The sequence below is a fragment of the Caulobacter segnis ATCC 21756 genome (assembly GCF_000092285.1).
Lineage (GTDB): Bacteria > Pseudomonadota > Alphaproteobacteria > Caulobacterales > Caulobacteraceae > Caulobacter > Caulobacter segnis.
Genome location: NC_014100.1, coordinates 3,310,287 through 3,333,253, shown reverse-complemented (window position 1 = coordinate 3,333,253; position 22,967 = coordinate 3,310,287). Strand labels below are relative to the sequence as shown.

18 protein-coding genes and 1 pseudogene are annotated in these 22,967 nt (G+C 66.3%); 6 read left to right on the top strand and 13 right to left on the bottom strand.

Annotated elements, in window-relative coordinates; translation table 11 throughout:
* Positions 1–156 precede the first annotated feature (156 nt).
* Positions 157–495 (top strand): P-II family nitrogen regulator, encoded by a 339-nt coding sequence (locus CSEG_RS15345; protein ID WP_013080149.1) that lies wholly within the window; start codon positions 157–159, stop codon positions 493–495.
* A gap of 27 nt (positions 496–522) precedes the next feature.
* Here the strand turns inward: CSEG_RS15345 and CSEG_RS15340 are convergent, their stop codons facing one another.
* The 5 genes from CSEG_RS15340 to CSEG_RS15320 form a co-directional block, all read right to left on the bottom strand.
* Entirely contained in the window at positions 523–1,476 is a 954-nt protein-coding gene (locus tag CSEG_RS15340; RefSeq protein ID WP_013080148.1) for a helix-turn-helix transcriptional regulator, read from the bottom strand.
* 211 nt (positions 1,477–1,687) lie between these two features.
* The gene (locus CSEG_RS15335) at positions 1,688–2,182 is read right to left on the bottom strand and encodes a hypothetical protein (protein ID WP_013080147.1); all 495 of its coding nucleotides are present in this window, start codon (positions 2,180–2,182) and stop codon (positions 1,688–1,690) included.
* Positions 2,183–2,259: 77 nt separating this feature from the next.
* Positions 2,260–2,964, bottom strand: a complete 705-nt coding sequence (locus CSEG_RS15330) for a phosphatase PAP2 family protein (protein WP_013080146.1) — start codon at positions 2,962–2,964, stop codon at positions 2,260–2,262.
* Between the two features lie 74 nt (positions 2,965–3,038).
* Entirely contained in the window at positions 3,039–4,340 is a 1,302-nt protein-coding gene (locus tag CSEG_RS15325) for a glycosyltransferase (protein WP_013080145.1), read from the bottom strand.
* Positions 4,341–4,559: 219 nt separating this feature from the next.
* Positions 4,560–5,267 carry an SDR family NAD(P)-dependent oxidoreductase gene (locus tag CSEG_RS15320; RefSeq protein ID WP_013080144.1) on the bottom strand — a complete coding sequence of 236 codons (708 nt, stop codon included), beginning with the start codon at positions 5,265–5,267 and terminating at the stop codon, positions 4,560–4,562.
* Positions 5,268–6,071: 804 nt separating this feature from the next.
* Between CSEG_RS15320 and CSEG_RS15315 the strand changes: the two genes are divergently transcribed.
* The 4 genes from CSEG_RS15315 to CSEG_RS15300 all read left to right on the top strand — a co-directional run bounded on the left by CSEG_RS15315 (position 6,072) and on the right by CSEG_RS15300 (position 9,982).
* Positions 6,072–7,652 (top strand): FAD-dependent monooxygenase, encoded by a 1,581-nt coding sequence (locus CSEG_RS15315; protein WP_013080143.1) that lies wholly within the window; start codon positions 6,072–6,074, stop codon positions 7,650–7,652.
* A gap of 119 nt (positions 7,653–7,771) precedes the next feature.
* Positions 7,772–8,536 carry an alpha/beta fold hydrolase gene (locus CSEG_RS15310; RefSeq protein ID WP_013078934.1) on the top strand — a complete coding sequence of 255 codons (765 nt, stop codon included), beginning with the start codon at positions 7,772–7,774 and terminating at the stop codon, positions 8,534–8,536.
* 58 nt (positions 8,537–8,594) lie between these two features.
* Positions 8,595–8,915 (top strand): cupin domain-containing protein, encoded by a 321-nt coding sequence (locus tag CSEG_RS15305; RefSeq protein ID WP_013080142.1) that lies wholly within the window; start codon positions 8,595–8,597, stop codon positions 8,913–8,915.
* A gap of 527 nt (positions 8,916–9,442) precedes the next feature.
* Positions 9,443–9,982, top strand: coding sequence for a hypothetical protein (locus tag CSEG_RS15300; protein WP_013080141.1), 540 nt, complete (start codon positions 9,443–9,445; stop codon positions 9,980–9,982).
* A 173-nt stretch (positions 9,983–10,155) separates the two neighbouring features.
* Here CSEG_RS15300 and CSEG_RS23570 read toward each other — a convergent pair whose 3' ends face one another.
* The 3 genes and pseudogenes from CSEG_RS23570 to CSEG_RS22995 all read right to left on the bottom strand — a co-directional run.
* Positions 10,156–12,123, bottom strand: a complete 1,968-nt coding sequence (locus CSEG_RS23570; RefSeq protein ID WP_265416133.1) for an FG-GAP-like repeat-containing protein — start codon at positions 12,121–12,123, stop codon at positions 10,156–10,158.
* A 335-nt stretch (positions 12,124–12,458) separates the two neighbouring features.
* A complete protein-coding gene (locus tag CSEG_RS23565) occupies positions 12,459–12,878 on the bottom strand; it encodes a hypothetical protein (protein ID WP_279625227.1) in 420 nt (139 codons plus the stop codon).
* An 8-nt stretch (positions 12,879–12,886) separates the two neighbouring features.
* A pseudogene (locus CSEG_RS22995) lies at positions 12,887–14,707 on the bottom strand (FG-GAP-like repeat-containing protein); the annotation flags it as partial.
* A gap of 300 nt (positions 14,708–15,007) precedes the next feature.
* On the opposite strand from CSEG_RS22995, the gene CSEG_RS15285 reads away from it, so the two are divergent.
* The gene (locus CSEG_RS15285; RefSeq protein ID WP_157038996.1) at positions 15,008–16,729 is read left to right on the top strand and encodes an alpha/beta fold hydrolase; all 1,722 of its coding nucleotides are present in this window, start codon (positions 15,008–15,010) and stop codon (positions 16,727–16,729) included.
* Between the two features lie 444 nt (positions 16,730–17,173).
* Here the strand turns inward: CSEG_RS15285 and CSEG_RS15280 are convergent, their stop codons facing one another.
* The 5 genes from CSEG_RS15280 to CSEG_RS15260 all read right to left on the bottom strand — a co-directional run bounded on the left by CSEG_RS15280 (position 17,174) and on the right by CSEG_RS15260 (position 22,911).
* Positions 17,174–18,292: a PepSY-associated TM helix domain-containing protein gene (locus CSEG_RS15280; protein WP_013080137.1), complete on the bottom strand. Its 1,119-nt coding sequence runs from the start codon at positions 18,290–18,292 to the stop codon at positions 17,174–17,176.
* A 2-nt stretch (positions 18,293–18,294) separates the two neighbouring features.
* Positions 18,295–20,364: a TonB-dependent receptor gene (locus tag CSEG_RS15275; RefSeq protein WP_013080136.1), complete on the bottom strand. Its 2,070-nt coding sequence runs from the start codon at positions 20,362–20,364 to the stop codon at positions 18,295–18,297.
* Positions 20,365–20,595: 231 nt separating this feature from the next.
* Positions 20,596–21,768 (bottom strand): NnrS family protein, encoded by a 1,173-nt coding sequence (locus CSEG_RS15270; RefSeq protein ID WP_013080135.1) that lies wholly within the window; start codon positions 21,766–21,768, stop codon positions 20,596–20,598.
* Positions 21,769–21,781: 13 nt separating this feature from the next.
* Positions 21,782–22,195 (bottom strand): response regulator, encoded by a 414-nt coding sequence (locus CSEG_RS21660; RefSeq protein WP_013080134.1) that lies wholly within the window; start codon positions 22,193–22,195, stop codon positions 21,782–21,784.
* Between the two features lie 26 nt (positions 22,196–22,221).
* Positions 22,222–22,911: an alternative oxidase gene (locus CSEG_RS15260; RefSeq protein ID WP_013080133.1), complete on the bottom strand. Its 690-nt coding sequence runs from the start codon at positions 22,909–22,911 to the stop codon at positions 22,222–22,224.
* Positions 22,912–22,967 lie beyond the last annotated feature (56 nt).

The window sequence follows — 22,967 nt, the reverse complement described above, 5'->3', positions numbered from 1 at the left end:
CGCCGGCGTCCGCGGCGTCTTGATTGCGGCCGTAACCGGATCCGCGCGCGGCGACATCTCCGCGAAGCCGGCCCAAACGAAAGTGAGCGACCCATCGCTAGGCGGTGGGCCCCTTCCTCTGCAGCGGAGCGCGGCGCCAGGACCGCGACCAATCCCATGAAAATGATCGTCGCCTACGTCAAACCCTTCAAGATGGACGCGGTCCGCCAAGCGCTCGCCGAGGCCGGCGCTGAAGGCTTGACGATCTCGGAGGTTCGGGGCTTTGGCCGCCAGAAGGGAAAACTCGAGATTTATCGCGGCGCTGAATATGAGGTTCTGCTGATCCCGAAGATCAAGATCGAGGCCGTGATGCCGATGGCCGCCGTCAAGGGCGCCCTGGCCGCCATTCAGGAAGCGGCCGCGACCGGCTCCATTGGCGATGGCAAGATCTTTGTCCTGGATGTCTCCAGCGCCGTGCGTATTCGCACCGGTGAGACTGGCCTTGCCGCGCTCTAGACACGCGTCGAACCGGAGCGATGCAATCTAGGCCTCACACGAACCAGCGCCCGCCTGTGGCGGCTTGAGCCCGCCCAGGGCGTTGTTGAGGTGTCGGCGATAGGTGCCCGGGCCATGGCCCACGGCGCGCTTGAAGAGCCGACTGAAATGGCTTTGGTCGGCATAGCCGCACGCCACGGCGATTTCGGCCAGCGACTGATCCCCCTTCAGCAGCTCACGAGCCAGGTCCAGCCGCCGCGCCTGAAGCCAGGCATGGGGCGCCTCGCCCGTGGAAATCTTGAAGGCCCGGGAGAAGTGAGCCACCGAAAGCCCGCATTGTTCGGCCACTTCGGGCAGCGACATCTCCTTGCGCAGGTTATCGGCCAAGAGCGACTTTGCGCGCTTGAGCTGCCAAGGCGCCAGTTCTCCGGTGCGGAACACGTGCGGGCGCAAGCCACCGTAAACGTGGGCGATATGGCCGGCCAAGGCCTTGCCCAGGTGATCGACAACCTGGCTGCTGGTCGTGCTCGCGGCGTCAAGAGCCGAAAGCAATGATGCGCGCGCGGCCGACAGGACGGGGTCTATGGTGAGCCAGTCGATCGTAGGGGCGAGGGTCTCCACGGGCGCCGCGCCGATTTCCTCGGCAAGGTCACTCAGGACCAGACGCGGTATCTTAATCAGCAGCGTGTCGACCGGGCCCGCGAGCATCTGGATCGGCCGCTGGGCGAGGTCGACAATGTGGACGCACCCCTCGGCGCTGGCGGGGGCGGGAAGGTGTTGACCGCCGATCCAAAAATCGTGCGCAGGAAGATCCCTGAGCTGAAGAAGCACGAGGAAGCCTTCGGCGTCCCGCACGCTGAAACCCTGTGGGGCGGCCAGCGCATCGCGGGAAAAACGGGTGATGGTCAGATCCGACCGGCGTGTGCGCGGCCGCAGAGACCGCGTTCCGGGAGCGGGAAAATCCGTCGGATCAAGAAGGGCTGAGGGCGGCGGTTTGGACATCTGGGGATCGGAGTTTGAGCGTTAGCGCCGATGCGCCGGCGCTAACGCTTAAGCCATCCCCGTGCTCGACCTTGCCCGGCCGCGTCTGGAGGTGGCGATGGGGATCATGACGACGTGAGCGAATGCTGTCACCTGAGCCCTGGCGCGCAATCGCCGCTTGGCCGCGAATTGGGCGCCGGGACCTTGGTGGAGCTCGCTCGGAGGCGCGGCCTTACTCCCCCTTGGGCAAGACCGGCGTCATATCGAGGTAGGGGGTGGTGGGCTTTTCCCCCGGCGCCAAGCGCTCGGGAACGGGTGGACCCGCTGGCCCTAGGGATCGGATGTAACGGTAGAGGGCTCGCTTGTTATCGTCGCTGAGCGCTTGAGTCGAAGGCCAGGGCATCGGCGGGCCATAAGCGCGAGTCTGCAACATGCCGACCCACTCGTTCTCCGAGAGCGTCTGGACGGTCTGGCGCAGGTTGGCCGCATAGGTGACGCCCCAGGGGCCGTAAAAGCCCACGGGGTTGCCCACCAGCCACTGGTCTTCGGGGGTCTTACCGCCGTCGCTGACGAAGCCGGGGGTGTGGCAATCGTTGCAGCCGCCGACCTTGACGAGATAGCGGCCGACTTCGATGTCGCTCGGGCCGGTGACTTGGGCCGGTGTGTGCGCCTGGGGGGCGCACGCGGCGACCAAGCCAGCGGCGAGCACCAGTGGGATGAACTTCATGGCCTGGATCCGAAAGGTTTCATGCCCTTTCGATATTGGGCCGCTGCGCTTCAAAACCGTGTCGAAATTGGATCGATCTATTGCAGACGACACGATTGGCGGCGCCACATCAGTCGATCGTGAGAAGATTTGGTTTCTTGGGTGGCCAAACCACAGAGCCCAAACCAGGCCGCCCCCGCGCTCCAGGCCGCGACCACGTCGCTCGTCCAGTGAACGCCGAGGTAGATTCGGCTCAGCCCAACGAGGCCGGCTGAGATCACGGCCGCTCCCAAGGCCAGAGCGCGCGCGCTCTGTCGCGCCGTCGATCGGCGAACAACGAGCGCCAACGACAGGGCAAGAGCGGTGGCGAACAGGGTTTGGGTCGATGGAAAGCCCGGACCATTGGCTTCAGCCAGGCGCCATGCTTCATCTGGGCGCTCGCGCTCAAACATGGTCTTCAGGAATAGGCCCAGGACGACGCCGCCCGCGCCCGTGGCGGCCAGGAGAACAGCGTCGCGCCACCGCCGCCGGACGATCAAGGCAAGAGCCACAATCGCCGTGGCGGACCCTGCCAACGCAGGTGACGCGGCCGCGCTCGCCGCTGAGGCTATCACCGTAATTGCGGCCGGGCCGACGGCTAGGCCTGGCGTCTTCGCCGTCCTGAGATGCTCGAGCACCCAGAGGTCGGGCAGGGGGGCGTTGCCCGCCATGACCAAGGCGGCGGTCGCGGCGAACGCGCAGGCGCCCCCGACCGCGGCGGCGGCCAGGACCTTTGCGTCTTTGTGGGAAGTTTGAAGTTCCATCACCCTGGATACTCATACGGATGTCGACGGCGAAGGGCCGGACGAACGGCGGTGCGGCTCGTCCGGCGTCCCCGTCAGATGAATTGCGAGGCGTTGCGCGCGCGCGCCTGCTCGAGCGCCTCGACTAAGGCCACCCGAGCGTCATAGCGCTTGAACTCTTCGGCCAAGGCTTGGGCGCGTTTACGGAACGCTGGTTTCTTCAGAACTTGACCCAAGGCATCGGCCATCTGTTCGTCGCTGGGGGTATCGGTGCCGAGGCTCACGCCCACGCCCGACCATGACACGCGAGCCGAAACCTCCTTCTTGTCTTCCGTCGTGCCGGCGACCACCAGCGGCACGCCCAGGGAGAGCGCCTGCAGCACGCCGCCAAAGCCCCCGTTCGTGACTAGAACGTCGATCCTGGGCAGGATCCAGCCAAAGGGGATGTAGTCGACGATCCGGACATTGGCGGGCATCTGGTCGGCGCCAGCCACCGCGCGTCCGCCACTGGTCGCCACGATCAGTGTGTCGCTGTCATTACCCAGCGTCGCGATGGTCGGCGAAAGCAACTGGCGCAGATCGGCGTTGGCGATCGTGCCCTGGGTAACCAGCACCACTCGGCGGTAGCGGTCCAGATCTGAGGCCCAGGCAGGAACATCGACCGGAGCGGGCGGCTGGGGCGGCAGCCCGATGAAGCGGAAATTGTCGGGCAAGGGGCCGGCGGGGTATTCGAACGCCGGCACGCCGCTTTGCAGGAAGATGTCCGCGTTGAGTAGGTTGGCGCGCAGAAAGTCGCTGTTGGGCTCTCCCAGATTCAGGTCCGACAGCACACGGGCGTAGGTCGCCTGCAGAGGCGCCAGTAGGTCCCTGACCATCGGCGCGACGACATCGCGGTAATGGGCCCGCTCTTCAGGGCTGTCGGTGAATGGTGCGCCAGACCCGTATGAGCCAAAGTCCATGCGCGGCAGCGGCGGCGGACAGACGCCGCACTGGATCACGGTCGGCCGGGGCTCGTGGTTGCGCAAGATCAGCGGCAGGACACCGTAGAAGAGACCCTCGGCCAGCACGACCTCGGCCGGCCATTGGAGAAGCAGCTTCTGCAGACCAGCATCTTGCTCGGCGATGGCGCCCAGAAACATGTTCTCGAAGTCGAGCGCCACCTGATCGTGCTCGGAGAGCTCGGCGCGGCCCTCGAAGCGGGCGTTGATGTCGGAAAGGTCGAAGTCGACGGCTTCGGGCAGAGGATGAAACTTGAGCCCCAGAGCCGTCACGCGCGATCGCATGGTCGTGCCGGTATAAACGCAGATCTCGTGACCAAGCTCTGCCAGGAAGCAGCCGATGCCAAGCATGGGGTTGAGGTGGCCGGCCGCGGGCAATGCGGCGATAATGATCTTCATGGAGGAAGCCTCTTCTAGGCCGCGTACTAAGCGGCGGCGGGGGCTCGACTTAGACAATGGCGGCCGAGGGCTTCTTGGCCACTTCCCGCGCCCGGTGTCAGATCATGCTGTCAACGCGAGCACAGGCCGCCGCACCTGGTACGCGCCGCTCTCGGAGCTTGGCTTGGCCCGTGTCGTGGCCGTGGATCGGCCATGCGTTCTCGGGCGGCGCTGGTCTGATCAGCAGAGGTGGTAGCCGCCGTCGACCAGGAAATCGACGCCATTCACGCCAGGCGCATCAAGCAGGAAGAGCACCGCGCGTGCGATGTCGTCGGTTTCCACCAGCCGGCCCTCGGGCGTTCGTTCCAGAATGCGATCGAGCATGGCTTTTGGAGCCTTGGAGAACGCTTCAGTGTCGGCGATGGCGCCGGGGTGGACCGCGTTGACGCGCACCGGCGACAGCTCCACGGCGAGCGTGCGCGTCAGCCCTCGCACACCGCCGTTGATGGTCGAGATCGATGTGGAACCGGGATAGGGACGCTCGACGGCGATGCCGCCCACCAGAACGATGCTGGCGGCTAACGCGAACCGATCGGCCAGCGCGGCGGCGACCGTGGCGTAACCGACGAGCTTAAGCCCCACCGCCCGCTGAGCCGCCGCGATGTCGTAGCGATGGATCGTGTTCTGGTCGCGCTCCACCGCGCTCAAGACCAGATGATCGACCTGTCCGAGCCCGGATAGAGCATCGACGATGGCGTCAGGCCGCGTGAGATCGAGGGGCAGGCCCAAATGGCCCTGGCCCAATCGAGCGGCCGCGTCCGTGGCCCGGCCAGCGTCGCGACTGGTGAGGATCACGCGTTCGCCGCGCGCGGCCAACGTGCGGGCGATCGCGTTGCCGGCCCCGCCGGTGCCTCCGACCACGAGGGCGGTTTTGTCGTGAAAGGTCATCGAAGCTCCAGCACGAAGATTTGCTATAGGTCGGGCGTGGGCCAGACTCTTCGGCGGCTTCTATGAGTGTTCGAGAAGGTGATCTTGCCGTCTACGCGCGCGTTGGCGGCAATTCTGCTGTTTCCAATATCGAGCTGCTGACAGATCTATAGGGAACAAGGGCGATCCAAGCCCCGTCGCCTCGTGACACACGTGAGCGGAGGCTCTCGAGGCGGCCGAGTAGGGGCGTCGTTGAGGCGTCCGGCGATCAGGTTTCATCGCCGATCGCCTCACAGAGGTGGTCGACCAGAAGCCTTCCCATTGAGCGACAGCGCGCCTAGCCTATCCTGAGGCGGACCGAGTCAGAGCGTAGCAATCGCTCGGCCCAGCGGCTTCGTCGAGTTGAGGGCGTGCTTCCCAGTTTGCCAGTGTCGTTTCGTAGCTAAGACCCGCTTTGCGAAGGACCGCATCCGACGCTGCGTTGTTGGGGTGGCAGGCCGTGTTGGCAAGCCTTTGCTAGGCGGCGCCTAACCCCGGCTTGCCAACGACGGCGCGGCGATCTAAGGGTTCGGCGTCGAAAATGGCAGACCGGTTTTTTGGTGAGCCCCGGTCAGCTCAGCGCTTTTCAGCGCTGGGCCACGATCCAGCCCCGTAGGGGCCGCGGACCACGACGGAAGGCGGACGTGCGCCTTCTCGTCGGGAGTCCTATGTCGATGACTGTTCAACGAGAGATCTTTCCGATCGCCAAGCCCCCGCGGGTATGGCGTGAGGGAACGCGCGTCCTTCGCCGTGCCTGCGGCGTCACTCCTCTAGGACGCTCTTTTCGTGCAAACTTCTCAAGACACCACGCCGGTGCTGGTCATCGGCGGCAGCCTGGTCGGCCTGTCGACCGCGCTGTTTCTCGCCTGGCGCGGGGTCCCGACCGTTCTGGTCGAAAAGCACCGCGCCAGCGCGGCCCATCCGCGCGCGATCGGCTTCACCGAATTGACGCTCGAGCACTTTCGAACAGTTGGCATCGCCGATCAAATTCCCCAGGTCGCGCCTGACCTGCGCCTGCGTCGCGTAACCGTGGAAAGCCTTGGGGGCGCCTGGGGCGAGGAAACGCCCTGGACGCCGGGCCAAGCCGAGCCGGACAAGGGAGCGGCGTCGCCCTGCACCGGCGCGGCCATCGCCCAGGACGTCTTGGAGCCGATCTTGCGGCGCGCCGCCGCCGAGCGCGGCGCTGATCTGCGGCTGGGCGTCGAAATGCTGTCGTTCGAGCCCCAAGACGATCGGGTGGTCGTGCGCACGCGTGACCGCTCCGGTGGGGACGAATGCGAAATCCAATGCGCCTACCTGATCGCCGCCGACGGCGCCGACAGCCCCGTGCGTGAGCAGTTGGGCATCGCGCGCAGCGGCGTTGGACACCTTCGGGTTCTGCGCAGCGTGCTCTTTCGGTGCGAAGCGGCCGAGCATCTGCTGAACGGCGACGTCCAACAGTTCCAGATCGAGCAGCCGGGATTTAGCGCCTTCCTCACGCACTATCCCGATGGGCGCTGGGTGCTTATGTTCGCCGATGACGCCGAACGCGACGCCAGCGAGCTGGCCGCTTCGATCCGGCGCGCGCTGGGGCGGGATCTTGAGTTCGAGATTCTGGCCACGGGCCGCTGGGAGATGGCCGGGCGGATCGCTGATCGCTATAGCCTGGGACGGGTGTTCCTGGCAGGCGACGCAGCCCACCAACTGCCGCCGACCCGCGGCGGCTTTGGCGCCAATACGGGGATCGACGACGCCTGGAACCTGGCCTGGAAGCTGCAAATGGTCCTGGCCAGCCAGGCGGGTGAGGGCTTACTCGAGACCTACGCGCAAGAGCGTCAGCCGATCGGCTGGCTGCGCCATCATCAGACCTTCGCGCGCCCGGATTACAGCCGCTGGGTGGGTCAAGCTCCGCAGACCGAACTCTATGGCGCGCAGGCTCTAGAGCTTGGCCAATTGGTCCGCTCGGCCGCTGTGATCGGGGCTGGACCGGAACTGCCGCCGGCCGCCGATCCGGTCGTCTGGGCCGGTCAGCCGGGTGTGCGCGCGCCACACGTCTGGGTGAGCCGGGACGGCGCGCGGATCTCAACCCACGACCTGCTCGGGCGAGGGTTCATGCTCCTGGCCGAGCCTTCTGATTGGGGAGAGGCCGCTGCGGCCGCGTCAATGGCCCTGGGCGTCGCCGTTCAGTGGGTTCGACCGGGTGTCGACGTGATCTTTCCAGCGGACGCCACGTTCGAACGGACTTTCGGCGTTTCGCCGCCAGGCGCTTGCCTGGTTCGTCCCGACGGCGTCGTCGGCTGGCGATCGCAGCGCTTGTCCGACGCGCGGAGCGGTGCGCTCACGACCGCTCTGGCGACTGTCTTGGCGCGACCGAACGTAAAGCGCTAGGACCGAGCGTGAAAAAAGATATCGCAATAAACATTATTGCGCTTGACGTTCGGCGTGGTTGAGGGCAATTGGATATCACGATAACAAATGCCGCAATAATCAAGTCCGAGGAGCTGACCATGTTTAAGACCGTTCTGCTGTCCAGCGTTCTGGCCCTGACCGCCACGGCGTCGGCCTTCGCCCAGCCCGCCGCGCCGGCTGTGAAGAATGTCGTCCTCGTACACGGGGCCTTCGCCGACGGCGCGGGCTGGCGCGGCGTCTACGACCGGCTCACCGCCGACGGCTACAAGGTGAGCATCGTCCAGAACCCGCTGTCCTCGCTGGCCGACGACGTCGCCGCCACCAACCGCGTGATCGCCCGGCAAGACGGTCCGGTGATCCTGGTCGGCCACTCCTATGGCGGCGCGGTGATCAGCCAGGCTGGCGACAATCCCAAGGTCGCGGGCTTGGTCTATGTCGCGGCCTTCGCGCCGGACGTCGGCCAATCGGTGCTTGACCAGTACGCCGACATCCCGCCGCCGCCCAATTTCCAGCCCCAGGAAACGCCGGACGGCTTCGCTTTTCTCAAGGCTGAGAGCTTCCGGGCAGGCTTTGCCGGCGATCTGTCGGAGAAAGACGCGGCCTTCCTGCAGGCCTCGCAAAATCCCGTGGCGATGGCCGCGCTCAGCGCCAAGCTGACGGTCGCGGCCTGGAAGACCAAGCCTAGCTGGGCCGTGGTCGCCACCGAGGACGGTGCGATCGCGCCCGAGCTCCTGCGCAAAACCGCCCGCCGCATCGGCGCCAAGGCGACCGAAGTGAAGGGCAGCCACGTGGTCTTCGTCTCCCAACCCAAGGCGGTGGCGGCGGTGATCGAGGCGGCGGCCCAAGGCGTCTCGGCCAAGTAGGTTTCGCCGCACCTAGTTATTCAGAGCCCCCGCGGCTCGACTTTTGAAGGAGAAGATCATGCGTAAGATTCTGGGCCTGGCCCTGGCCACCGTCTTCATCGGCTCGGCGACGCTCGCCGCGCCGATCCCGCCGCAACCGAGCGTCAAGCGTACGGACCTGCAGCGTCACGACCTGTCGATCCCAGGTCATGAGACCGTGCAGGCGCGCATCGATATCGCGCCGGGCGCGACCGCGCCCTGGCATCGTCATCCCGGCGAGGAGGTCATCTACGTCCTCGAAGGCGTTCTGGAGTACCAGCTCGAAGGCCAAAGCCCCGGTGACGCTGCAGCCCGGTCAGGTTCTATTCGTGCCCAAGGGCGTCGCTCACAAGGCGCATAACCCCGGGACGACAAACGGCGCCGAATTGGCGACTTACATCGTCGAGAAGGGCAAGCCCCTGGTCGCGCCCGCGCCGGACGTAGCTCAGCCGAAATAGGCGCCAAGGTCAGACGAAAGCGTTGTCCGCCAACCTAGGGCGGACAACGCATCTTGGCCGAGCTGAGTAAACGACACGCAGGTTTGGCTAAGGCGCCTTTTGTGACCCACGCTTGATGCGCAAGCGCACGGAAAGTCGCAAGGCTGAAGTGTTCGTGATTCAACCCATAAGGAACGTCTCGATGTGGCTTTCCCTGATCGCCTCTCTGCTCGGAATTGCAAACATCGCTAGTTCTGACCGTGAGGCTGCGGTCGTCGAGGCCTGCAGGGCATGGAACCGCCCTGGCAGCGCGCGAGTCCTTCCCGTCCAACGGGTCGCGCCCGACGGTCTGTGCTTCTCCGGAGAGATCAATAGCGCCAGTTCCGCGGCGTTTGTAGACGCCTTGGCGACGCTCGAGCCGCGACGCCCCTGGTGATCGTGGTCCATTCGAATGGCGGCGAAATCAACGCCGGCATGCTATGGGTGGGAAGCGCTTGCGCCGCTAAAGACCACCGTGGTGGCGCAGAGGGTCTGCGCTTCTTCATGCGCCAACTATCTGTTCACCGCCGGCGACCGGCGAGTGATCGACGACGACGCCTTGCTATTGTTCCACGGCGGTGCGCATCCGATCGATGAAGGCGCACTCCGCAAGGCGATCGGCTCGCAAATCCCCGCCGACCAGGTTGAGGCGCAGGTCGCCAATATCCGTGCGGACATCGATAGGCAAATCCGTCGCCAGGACGCTTTTTCCACTATGGCCCGCATCGACGTGAACTTCTTCCGCTGGATGGCTAGCTTCAATGACCTGCCCGAAGACGCCTTCCTGACTTTGTGCCCGACCCGAGACCCAGTGATGATCCTCTATTCCGACCGGCTTCTTGCGATGCATGGCGTCGCGGTGCACGAGAACCGCGGCCCGAACTCTCAGGAAGCCCTGACGGCTAGGGTCGCCGCGTTGGGCCGCGCTGAGCCCGTCTGTTTCATGGAATAAAGAAGTGGAGGAAGTCGCGAGTTTTGCGAGGGGGCTCAGGTTCTAAGGTCTTAGGCCTGTGGAGGAAGCGCGGCGGCATAGACGTCTGCTTTCCGCTGGTGATGCGAAGGCCGCTGTTGGCGCGTCGCCGCCCCCGGAGCAGGAGGCGGCTAAGAATGGCGCGGCAGCCCCGTCTATGCGCCGAATATGAAGTCGGCCCTGTAGTAGCCCTTGGCCGGATCAAGGATGTCGATCGCGAACGGCGCCGCGCCGTCGGCCAGGTCAGTCAGCCAGGCGTCGTTGGACTTGGCCATGACGCCAATGTCGGCCTTCACCGCCTCGGCCAGCAACCAGCCGACCATCGCCGCCTTGCTCCCTTGTCCGCTCGGGCCATCGCCGCCATAGCTGACGAAATAGTCAACTCGCGTATCGATCAGGGCGTGCACCTTCGCGTCGGTCGGCGTCGCGCCGAAGATGGCGGCGTAGGCTTTCCGGGTGGCGTCAAACAGCGACAGGTCGCCATAATCGGCGGAGAACTTCGCGCTGCCCTCGCCGACCTTGCCTAAGTTGACCGCGAAGTTGATATAGCGGTTCTCCAGATTGAAGCCCTGGTAGTAGGCGCTGTTGAGATTGTTGGCGTTTGGCCCGGTGGATGACACCAGATAGTCGACGCCTGCCTGGCCGGGTATCTTGCCTGTGAAAAACTGATAGCTCATCGAGGCGACGGAGGTGGTCGCGTCGGCCTTCGCGACGATCTCGCCGACAGCGGCCTGGACCGTCAGGGTCCCGCCGCTCACCTTCGACGACAGGGCTGAGGTCATCACTGGATCGATCGTTCGCAGGAGCAAGCGTGTCGCCTGGCTAAGCTCGGGCAGGGACATGCCCGGCGCCGGGGCCGTGTTGATGACTGTGTAGGCGGTAAGCTCCGCTGGCTCGGTAGTGGGCCAGCGGTTGAAGGGCGTCTGGACCGTCCCGATGAAATCCACGCCGCCAGATTTGTCGATATCGATCGGGAAAAGGCGCGCCAGGAAGTCGCGCTGCTGGAAGGGTTCGGCGCTTTCGAAGCCGGTCAACTGGAAGCCTTTGATGTCGGCGAACACGGTTTGCGGGAGCCAGGTGAAGACGCCCTTGCCGTCGTTGACCGCCACCGCCACGCCACCGCCCATGATCTTGCCCGAGCTGTCGTAAGTCCAGTCCGTGCTGTGGATGAGATCGACGTCGCCGTCGCCGTCGATATCAACCATGTCCAGTTGGCCTTCGCCGTGCCACTTGTCCCGTGGCGCGTTGTCAATGCGCGCGGCTGTCTCATCGGCGAACTTTCCCTGGCCCTTATTGACCAGGATCTGCAGAGCCGCGCCCTGATAGTAGGGCTCCGCGCGCGTCACCCCCACGATAATATCAAGCAAGCCATCGCCATTGACGTCGGCGACGGCGGCGTCGTTGGGCTTGGTGTTGGCGCCGAACAGCGGCGACGGACCGGCTGCGACCTGCCACCCGCTCGCGGCCCCGTTCCACCGCGATAGGGCTATGTACTGGGTCCCGTCCAGGTATGCGGCGAAGATATCGGCCTTGCCGTCGGCGTCAAAATCACCCATCGCCGATGCGGTGAGGATCGTGTTCGTGGGACGCACCTGGCTCGGGAGCGCATTGGCGGCGTTCGCGAAGTTAGCCTTGCCGTCATTGAGGAACAGGATCTTGCCGCTGAACAGATCAAGGTCGCCGTCACCGTCGACGTCGCCGAGCGAGATCTCGTGTCCCACGCCATATCCCGCCGCCGGGCCGCCGGTCTCCTGGCCCTGGATCTTGGCCGTGCCATTCACCAGCTTTCCGCCAGGCGCCGACAGCAACATGACGATCGGATCGTATTTCGTCGTGTAAGTCCCGTCGGCGTTGCGCTGGTTTAGCCCTTCGCTGGCCTGGACGATGTCGTCGATCCCGTCGCCGTTGAGGTCGCCGACAGCGAACCTTTGGCCTTTGGTCACGATCGGGATCGTCTCCACCTCGGCGGCGGTGGCCAGCCGAAGACCGCCATGCTGGTCATTGAGGTAGATCGCTGGCCGGATCGCGGTTTGATGCGGCACCGTATGAGGATAGACCGACCAACTGACGATCGCGTCCTGAAAGCCATCGCCGTTGAAATCGCCAACGGCGCTGTAGGTCATGTTGACGGTGAAGATGCCCGGTTCGTGGCGATCGGCGGCGGTCGGATAGTAGTAGACCCCATAGTCTTCCCGGATGGACACCGTCTGAAGGCCGAACTGCTCCACCTTGTAATAGGCGGTCGAAACCGGTGGCTTTTGCGTGCTGAGCGTGACGGGCAAGGTAATCTCCACGGTGAGCCGGAGGTCGACTCCGTCGCCGCTCAATTCCATGCCCAGCGCGCGCGCGCATCGCCGATTGTAGGGTCACGGCGCGCATAGCCTTGCGAACGAGGGTGGCGTTGAGCGCTGCGTTCATGGATCCGCGCCAACACCACGCGGGCGCGCCGTGGCGATCTTCATCCGCCTCCGAAGATGAAGTCCGCCTTGTAGTAGCCCTTGGCCGGATCAAGGACGTCGATTGCGAAAGGGGCGGCGCCGTCGGCCAAGTCGGTCAGCCAGGCGGCGTTGGATCTCGCCATGACGCCGACATCCGCCTTCTCCGCCTCGGCCAACAACCAGCCGACCATCGCGGCCTTGGTCCCTAAGCCGTTCGGGCCGTCCCCGCCGTAGCTGGCGAAGTAGTCGACGCGAGAGTCGATAAGAAGGTGGACCTTCGCGTCGGTGGGCGTCCCGCCGAAGATCGCCGCGTAAGCTTTCTTGGTGGCGTCGAAGAGCGTGAGCGCTCCGTAGTCGGCCGAGAACTTGGCGGCGCCTTCGCCGACCTTGCCGAGATTGACGGCGAAATTGATGTAGCGGTTCTCAAGATTGAAGAACACTGGTAGTAGATGCTGTTGAGGTTGTTGGCGTTGGCGCCGGTCGGCGAGACAAGATAGTCGACGCCCGCTTGGCCCGGGATCTTGCCGGTGAAGAACAGATAGCTGAGCGTCGCCACCGAGGTCGTCTGATCGGCGGCCTTCACCACCTCGGCGATGGCGGCGGACGGGTTCAAGGCGCCGGCGGTGATCTTGGCCGTCAGATCGGCCGTAAGAGTTCCGCCGGCGCCCGCCGCTGCGCTGACCCGCAGCAGCGAAGCGATCGCCAACCCCACCGTGGCGTCGCCCAAGCTGATGGTCTTGTCCGCGAAGACCAGGTTCTCGACATTGATCAGGGTGTCGGCGCCGTCGCGCGGATTGGCGCGGGCGTCGGAAACGGTCCAGCCGGACGCGGTGACGCCGATCGCGTACTCCGACGCCAGGCCGCCATAGCGCGCCTCGTCGACGTCAGCCCCGCCGTCGATCCGGTCCGCGCCCGCGCCGCCGACCAGGATGTCGGCCCCGTCGCCGCCGTTCAGCGTGTCGTCGCCCGCGCCGCCGAACAGCCCGTCGTTTCCGGCCTGGCCGCTCAAGGTCTCGGCCCGCGCGTCGCCGACCAAGGCGTCGGCCGCGGCGCCGCCGCTCACCGAGACACCGGCGTCGCCGGAGAGGTGCGTGGTGATGTGTTCGGCCCCTTCCCAGATCCCGCGCCAGGCGATCACGTCCGCGCGGCCGTCGCCGTTCACATCGGCCGCCTGCAGCCGGTCGTACTGCGAGATGTTCAGCCAGCCCGCGGGAAGTTGCACGAAGCGGCCCGCGCCGTCGTTCAGGAACACCGCCTGCTTGTGGCTGTTCGAGGCAAGGAGGTCGACATAGCCGTCGCCATTGATGTCGACGAGCTGCGTGCGGGTGTACCAGTCTTCGGTGGTTTGGACCGGCAGGCGCTTTGCCGTCTCGTTGGCGAAGCCGCCGTGGCCGTCGTTGATCCAGACCTGGGTCGTGCCGGGCTTGAACAGATCGACGACCGTCGTCATCACCAGATCGAGCTTGCCGTCGCCGTTGATGTCGGCGGCCTTGGCGTCGATCACGGCCTCGGACTCGCCGTTCTTGGGCATGGCGAACGAAGACAGGGCCGTGAAGTTGCCCTTGCCGTCGTTCTTCAGAAGGCGAGCGCTCTGGGTCTGGGTTTCGTTCGGTGTCAGCAACAGGTCGAGGTCGCCGTCGCCGTCGGCGTCGAACAGCAGGCTGGCCGGCGAATTGTACTGGCCCGCCACGAGGTCGGCCGGCAGGCCCGCGCGGCTCAGGGTGAAATTGGCGGCGCCATCGTTGAGCAGGACATACGGCGCCTCTTCGGTTCCGCCGTTGTAGTTGCCGACATAGAGGTCGATGTCGCCGTCGCCATCGACGTCGCCGGCCGCGGCCGAGTGGCTGTAGTCGGCCAAGGTCGGCAGGCGCGTGGTGGCGTTGACCAGGCCCGCGGCGTTGGATGACAGGAAGAGGGCGTTGCGAGCCCCGGGGAAGGGCGCGGCGTCGTAGCCATGGTCGGCGAAGAAGGCGTCGCCGCGACCATCCTTGTTGAAGTCGGCCACCACGATCTGGCGCCCGTGCACCGTCACGGGCGGCTGATCGCCGAACAGCGCCGTCGTCGAGTCGACGAATTTGCCCGCGCCGTCTCCGGTGAGCACCCGGATCGGGACCGCCCGGTCCTCCAGCGGATAGAGGAAGTAGGCCAGCGCGATGTCGACCTTGCCGTCTCCGTTGAAGTCCGCGACGGCGATCTCGTGAACGGACGCGGTCGTAAAACCGGCGCGCAGGTTGAGCGCCAGATCCTGGGTTTGAAAGGTGATGGCCATCGAACTTCCCTCAGGCGCGGCGAAACGTGCGCCGGCGCGCGGCCTCAGCTAATCCACCGCTCCACCAGCGGACATCGCCGTTTGTAGGGTGCCGCCAATGTTCTCTGGACGTCGGGCCTGGCCCGCTCCAAGGTTCAGTCAAGCGTGACGGTTCGATTGCTCGGCGACATGCGTTGGTGATGGCGGCTTTGGGTTCAGTCCTTGGTTGAAGGTGGCTTTCCGTCGTTCTTGCAGGCGGTCCTGGAGGATGCGGACGCCGTCCTCGCAACGGCCCAATCCTCGCCCGGCGCCCTGACGGACTTGATCGAGACCGATGCGGCTCGGGCCCGTTTCCTACCCCTACTGGACGCCCAAAGCATCGCGGCGGCCGTGCTGGACGCTCATGGCGCGGTTAAGATGGCCTCGCGCGTTTTTTCCGAAGAGCGCGGCGAACGCTACATCGACGCGGCGCTGGCCGACCGCGCGCTGCGGTCGGCCAAGCCGGTCGTGGTCCCGGTCGCGGTGGAAAACGACACCGGTTCGGAGTCGGCCATCTTTGTCTACGCCTCCGCTGTGGCGGCCTTCCCGCTGTGGCATCTGCCGCCTGAGCTCACCGCCGAAGCGCCGGCTGGCAAGGTGGTGGTGCTGACGACCCTGGCCGCGCGCGCCGGGCCGATCGAGCGCGCGTGCGCCGCTTTCGGCCTGACGGAGGCGCAGATCCGGGTCGTGTCGGCGGTGATCAGGGCGGGGTCGATCAAGGCGGCGGCCGCGAAGTTGAACCTCTCCCACGTCACGGCGCGGGAGACACTGTCGGAGGTCTATCGCCGGACGGGCGCACGCAGGTTGCCGGAACTCGTCGGGCTCCTCTCGAGCCTAGCGTTCGGACTGTTGCCGTCGCGCGCCGACCACAGCGAGTTGCTGGTCGATGTCTGGGGGCTAACCCAGAAGCAGGCCTCGATATCGCTTCTTATCGCCAGCGGCGCCTCGCGCGAGGAGGCCGCTCGGACGCTGGGTCTTTCGGTCTCGGTCGTGCGCAAGGATCTGGAGCAGGTCTTCGCCACGTTGCGCTTGACGTCGGCCAGCGAACTGGCGCGCACGGTGTCGACGATGAGCATGCTCGGCGCGCTGCTGGGTGCGACGCGCGGGCAGTTGGGGTTCTCCGATCCCCGCGCCGAACCGTTGCGACTACTGCCTCGGGCCAACGGAACGCGCATCGCGTGGAGTGACTACGGTCCGGCGGGCGGACGCCCCGTCCTGATCGTGCACTCCAGCATGACGTCGCGACTGGCCCCCTCCGGTCTGGTGGCAGCGCTGCAGGCCGAAGGTTTCCGAGTTCTGTCGATCGACCGTCCGGGCTTTGGCATGAGCGATCCGATCCCGGGGCTGCGCGCGGGCGAACACGACCCCTTCGACGCAGCCGCCGAGGACGTCGTCACCTTGCTGGACGCCCTGCGTCTGCCGACGATCGACGTCGTCGCCCGGGGCGGCGCCCAGGCGGTGCTCGCCATGGCCCGGCGCGCGCCCAAGCGCCTGGGCAAGGTGGTGCTGGTCAATCCTGACCCGCCCACGAGCGCCGACGGCCGTCGGCATGGGCCGTTGGGCGCGTTCAAGGAGGCCTATTTCCGCCGTCCCGAACTGATCGCGACCTTCGCGCGCCTCCTGGCCGGCAGCCTGACGCGGGAGCGTTTGGACCGCATCATGAGACAGTCGATGCGCGGCAGCCCGCCCGATGAGGCCGCCGCCGCCGACCCGCGTATCGCAGAAGACTATTGGCGGTCGGTGCGAATGTTCGCCACGGGGAGGATCGAAGGCTATGTCAACGAGCAGGTTGCGATTGCACGCGGCGGCGACCCCTCGCGCATGGGCGGTCTCTGGCACTGGTCGATCCTGATTGGCGGACACGACACGATGCATGATCCGCGGCATGTCGAGCGCTATTGGCGCGACGTGCTCCCAGACAGCAACTTCGAGCTCGCCCTGGATGCGGGGCGCTTCTTGGCGATGACCCATCCTGAACGCGTCGCGCAGGCTCTTCAGCGCTGATGCGCGGGAGGCGGCGACGCCTGCGTCACCGTCGGTAAGCGCTGGAGCGCCATCTATGGCAAGTGTTCCGCTTGCCAGTCGCTGCCTTCTGGCGTTTCGGCATTGAGGTCGACGACGTGAAGGAAATCTCCGAGCAGATCGACCTCTAGCGTATCAATCTAACAGCTTTGACGCGGTCCAGAGCATGACGCGCCTACACCGAACGTCGCGTTTCTGGAGGTGCGTCAAGGTCGGCTTCTGGCGCGCAGAAGCCGATGACGATGCCCCTCTGTAACAGCGGCCCCTAGGTCGGTTTCCCTCAGCTTCTGACGATGTGAGGTTCTGACCGCGCCGCCATGCCAATATGGCCGCCTTTCCACCTGGAATGAAATCCTCTCAGGCCTTCAGTTGTTTGCGTTTGAGAAGCCCCGAGAAGGCGGATTGCTTTGCGCGCAGGCCGATCAATCACCGTTGTTGGCGTCGCCGCCAACGCACGACGCCAACCAGCAGAAGCTGGCCTGGCGCTAGGCCGACGATCAAGGCTAGCACCCTTCCCGGCAAGCCGCCGGCTGATCCGTCGTGCAGCGGATGGATCCAGTTGAGCACCCGGTCATGGGGATTGGCCTGGCGCGCGTCGGTGATCGCGAGCACGCGGCCGCTGTCGGGGGACACCCATACGAAGCTGTGCGGGAAGCGGGGGCTCGGGTCGCCGTTCTGCCGCATCCTCAGGCGGTAGGTCCCATGATCGACGGCGGGCGTCTCGATCCAGACGAGGTCGGCGCAAGGGAGCGCCCCGTGCGCGATCGCAACGGCGCGATCCACGCTGATCCGCGCCTCTGGCCTGAAGGCGACCGACTGGGCGATCTTCGGCGACGGCGACGCCGAGCCGAGGACGGGCCTCAGCATCATCAAGCAGTCCTTGGGCATGGCCAGCAGGACGCCCGTCGCCGTCAGCAGCACCAGAAGCCCCATCGAGGCCAACCCCACCAGCTTGTGGGCGTCGTACAGCCGGCGGATCGGCGAGGCGTTGCGCTTGATCCGTAGCGCCTTGCCCAGCGTGCCCGGACGCGGCCACCACGCCACGAGACCGCTCAGCAGCAAAACCAACATCGCGATCCCGGACCACCCCAGGATCCTGGCGCCGACTTCTCCCACCAGCAGCCTGTGGTGCAGGTCGTAGATCCAGGTGACGGCGTACTCGCCCCAATAGTCCTTGCGCAGCACCCGCGCTCCGTCGGCCGAGAACCACACCATCATCGGGGCGAAGGCGCGGCCCGCGCGCTCGGGCGGCGCGTAGTAGCGGGCGGGGATGTCGCCACCGCGGCCGGTGACCTCGAAACGCCAGGGTCCCTTCTTGTCAGGATAGGTGGTCCGCGCCGTCTGAAGGACATGCTCCCAGCAGGGCGGCGGGGCGGCGCCCGACAGGCTGATCTCCGGGTGCAGGGCGTCATCCAGCGTGGTGTAGAACACCAGGATCGATCCGGTCAGCCCAAGGATCGCGAACAGCACGCCGATCGACAGGCCCAGCCACAGGTGGACCTGCCGCGCGAGCGCGCGCGCCGAGACTGTCGGACGCGGCGCCATCGTCAGTATCGGACGCGCGCCGAGACATAGGCCGCGCGGCCCTCGCCCGGGCTATGCAGGGTCTGGGCGCCGTCCCACCAGACGTACTCGCGGCTGGCGTCGGTCAAATTCTTGACCTGCAGGCGCAGCTCCAGCCGGGCATTGACGCGATAGGCTGCGTCCAGGTCGACCGACACGTAGTCGCCGTAGCGCCCATGGTCGTTGTTGGTCGTCAGCTCATAGGCCCTCTGGTCCGAGGCGGAGGCCGACAGGGTCAGGCGCTGGGACGCCTTGAAGTTCACGCCGCCAGAGAACATCCGCTCCGGAAGGTGGTCGATCTTCTTGCCGGCCAGGTTGGGCGTGGCGGGATCGGGGGTGCGAATGCGCGCGCGCTGCCAGGCGGCCGCGCCCCAGATCGCAAGGCGCGGCGTCAGCTTGGCGTCGACCTGCAGGTCCACACCCTCGCGCTTGGTGGAGCCGAGGTTGTCGAAGTCGCCGCTGGGATCATTCAGCTTGCGCTTGAGCTCGCCGGTCGCCGTCTGGCCCCAGACCGACAGGCGGGTGGTGAAGGCGTCGGTCGGCGCGTAGCGGGCGCCAGCCTCCCAGCCCTCGTTGATCGAGGGATCGAGGTCCGTGGTGCGTGGCGGGATCAGATAGGCGCCGGAGCCGACACCGATCTGGAAGCTCTTGCCCCAGTTGCCGTAGACGGTGACGCCTTCGGCCGGGCGCAGGGCCAGGCTGAACTTCGGCTGCTGGATGGCGCCGTAGTCGTTCACCGGCGAGGCCTTGCCGGTCAGGCGGTTGAGGAACTGGCCGTCGACCCAGTCGATCCGCCAGGCCGGCGTCAGGGTCAGCCAGGAGGTCGGCTCGATGACGCTCTGAACATAGACGCCGCCCACCGTCAGGTTGAATTTCTGGTCGCGGGTCTGGGACGTCACGACGCGCTCGATGGTGTTGTAGCGCAGCGAGATGTTGTCCTGCCGCTGCACGTCGCCGCCGACCTCGAAGACCAGGCGCGACAGGGCCGCGACCTGGGGCTCGTAGCGCAGCGCGGTCATCGCGCCCCAGTGCTCTTCGTCGGCGTAGCGGCGCTGCTGGCTGGCGCCTGCGGAGTACTTCACATAGCGGTCGTCGCGCAGCGTGTTCAGGTACAGCGAGTTCGACCATGAAAGGGCGCTCGTCGGCGTCCAGTCGAGGTGCAGGCTGTACTGGCCCATCTTCCGCGTATCGCCGTCGGTGCGGTTGTAGTCGTTGGTCGAGCGCGGCGCGGCGACCGCCTGGGTCTCGGTCAGGTAACCCGGCTCGTCGGCGTTGCCCTTGTAGTAGCGGGCGATGACGCCCGCGCGCAGGGCGTCGTTGGGCTGATAGAACCACTTACCCGCCAGGCTCACTCGGTCCAGGGCGGCATGGTCGCGATAGCCGTCCGACTGGCGATAGGCCACCAGGTAGTTCTGGCTGATGTCGCCGCGCTCGTAGCCAGCCGAAACCTGGCCGTCATAGGTGGCGTAGGTGCCGGCCAGGACCTTGGCGTCCAGGTAGGTTCCGCCGACGCGGGTCAGGATATTGGTCGAGCCGGCGATGGCGTGCAGGCCGTAACGCGGATCGCTGGTGCCGCGCACCACCTCGACTCCGGCGATGTCCAGCGGGAACACCATGTCGAGATAGGGCATGTTGCCGTCGTTGCCGTTCGACGGAACGCCGTCGATCAGCAGCTTGACCGCATTGATCTCGCCCTCGCCGTTGAAGCCCCGGAACGAGAACTTGCCGCTGGTTGTCCCCTGGTTGAAGTCGGTGACGAGGACGCCAGGCATCTTGCCGATCAGCTCCCAGGCGTAGTCGACATTGGCGGCCTGGGCGACGTCGCCGCCAAGGCGGTCGACCGAGGTGAGCAGCGACTTGGCCGAGCCGGCCGCGCCGGCGGCGGTGATCAGCACCTCGCCGACCGTGAAGGACACGCCGTCGCGTGCGCTGGAGGCGTCCTCGACGGCGGCGGAGGGGGCGGCGGGCGGTGGCGCGGAGGCCGTGGTTTCGGCAAGCGCGGGGGCGGCCAACAACAGGGTGGCGGTGCTCAGAAGCGTAAGGCGGAAGGACATGGAAGCGAGCCTTGTCGTATTGATCCGCGTCTAGTCTGGACCGGCGCGCCCGCCCGTCTTTGCCCGTGAGCAAGTCCATCTCGGGCGCGCGTCATCACCTTGCGGAAGCCGTCGTATCCAGAACCAGAGCCAGGGGCGGCGCATCAGCTCTGGCGGCGTGCGAAAGGCCCCTACGACGTCATCGTGGGGGCCTCGGCAGGCAGACGCTTAAGGGCTCGCGCCCTTCGACTCTCAGGCGCGATCGGGACGCGGTCCGACGAGCATGGGGCCATAGAAGGCCGCGAAGCCGCCATAGGCCAGCGTCCAGCACAGCGCCGCCAGCACGAGCAAACCCGCCTGGTAGTCGGCGCTGAAAGCGGCGGCCAGGCGCAGCAGCGCGGCCAGATTGATCGCCGCGAAGATCGCGACCGTCGCCCGGTCGGCGCTCAACGGACGGCCGGTGTGGCCTCGACTGGCCCGGCACATGACCGCCAGGCAGGTGACGCCGATCGCGCCGGCCGACAGCGCGTGGATGCCAGCCGGGCGCGGGACCAGAGGCGTCAGAACACTCGCGCCCAACAGCAGCAGGCCAAGACCCAGCCACACATAGCCGAGATGAAGGATCGACAGCAGGGGCTCGGCGGTCGTCCTGTTTCCGCGCCAGCGGGTGAGGCGCGCCAGGTTCACGCCTCCGGCCGCGACCAGCAGCAGGCCCGACGCCGCGTGTCCGGGCGCGATCGCCCAGCTCAGAGCCGCGACGGCGGCGCTGATCACGGCGACCTTGTCGAAGGTTCCGAACGGCGGGGGCAGTTTTGTCTCGCCGCGCTGACGCAACCAATTTTGAGTGAAGCTGGGCGTGATGCGGCCGCCGATGAGGGCCAGCATGACGGCGGCCACGGCCAGGGCGACACGCGTTCCCAAGCCTTGCAGGCCCAGGGCGGCGTCCAGGTGGAAGGCGACATTGGCGGCGGCCATCAGGGCCGTCAGCAGGCAGATCGGCAGGTTGCGCCAGTTCTTGCCCGACAGCACCTCGCGCCAGACGACCGCCGCGAAGACGAACAGGAACGCCGCGTCGATCCAGGCCGCGGCCGGTCCGATGAACACCTGGAAGAGCATTGCCAGTCGACCGGCTAGCCATAGCGACCAGAGCGCCGCCAGTTTCGCGCCGATCACCGGCATGCGGCCTGTCCAGTTGGGAATGGCGGTTGTCAGGAAGCCCGCCAGGATCGCGCCGAGCATGCCAAACAGCATCTCGTGGACGTGCCAGTCGAGGTGTCCGGCGACCGTCTGGCCGCCAAACAGGGACCAGATCCAAAGCGGGATCGATAGGGCCGACCAGATCGCGCCGGACAGGAAGAACGGCCGAAAGCCATAGCTGAACAGGGCGGGGCCGGCATAGGCGCGGCGTTGTTGGGCGGTGCTCATGGCGAGACTCTGGTTAGCGGTCGAGGCCGGGTCGTTGTGCGTCGACAACTCCCCGCAGAGCCGCCTCGAGCGCCTGCGGCAGGGCGTCGCCCATCAGCGGCTTTTCGATCAGCGACACGCCGTCTCGGCGGGCCGCGCGGCGCAGATCGGCGGCGGGATGGGTCGCGGTCATCAGGATCGCAATGTCGTCGCCGGCGTATCGGGCGGCCTTGGCCATGGGCGGTCCGGCGATCGCCGGCGGGGCATGGCCGATGATCACGGCGTCCACCCCGCCGGCCTGCAGCCGGTTGACGAAGCTCTCGGCGTCGCCGAACGGCTCGACGCCGTAACCCTCCAGGCCCAGCGAGAAGCAAAGCGCCTGGCGAACCGCCGCGTCCTGGTCGAGCACCAGGACGCGGGGCGCGCGGACGGGAGGGGCTTGGGACACAGTCGTCGTCCTTGTGGGCCGCGGGTCTAGGCGGCGGCCTTCCAGTTCGGCTCGAGCACGACATGCGGCGGGCAAGGGGCCACCTCGCCGACGGGCAGGCCGCACAGTTCGTTGGCGAAGCCGTGGTTCACGTCGCGATGGTGGGCCTCGTCGGCGCGGACCACCTCGACCACGTCGCGCAGCGTGGCGCCGGTCGGCAGCTTCCAGTAGTCGAGGGCGATCTGGGGCGCGGCGACGTTGGCGCTGCGGCCTTCGTCGATCTCGGCGAGATAGTGGGTGTAGCTGATCACCGCCTCTTCCTCGAAGTAGCCGACCACCCGGTGAGCGGTCTTCGAGGAGATCAGGTAGAGGGCGAAGAAGAACAGGTAGAAGACCCACTGCGCGGCGACGACCACGAAGCGCTCGAACAGGGTCGGCTTGGCCACCTCGATGAAGGTCATCAGGTGCATGCGCTCGTTCTCGGCCTCGTCCATCAGGGTCTTGATCCAGCCCTTGTCGCCTTCCATCCGGCGCAGGCACTTCAGGTGGTTCAGCGTGGCGCCGACCATTCCCGGCACGGCGGCGACGGTCTCCAGGACTACCGCGCGGTGGCCGTAGCGCTTGGCGAAAAAGGTGTCGGCGCAGAAGCGCAGGGCCTTCACGAAGCCGAAGGCGATGACGTCCGAAACGCCTTTCGGCTGGTGGTGGACGTCGAGATCGATATGCGGAGCGGTCATGGCTTTTCGCCTTTTCATCCTCTGGCGACCCCCTGGCCGCCGATGAAGCGCTTGAT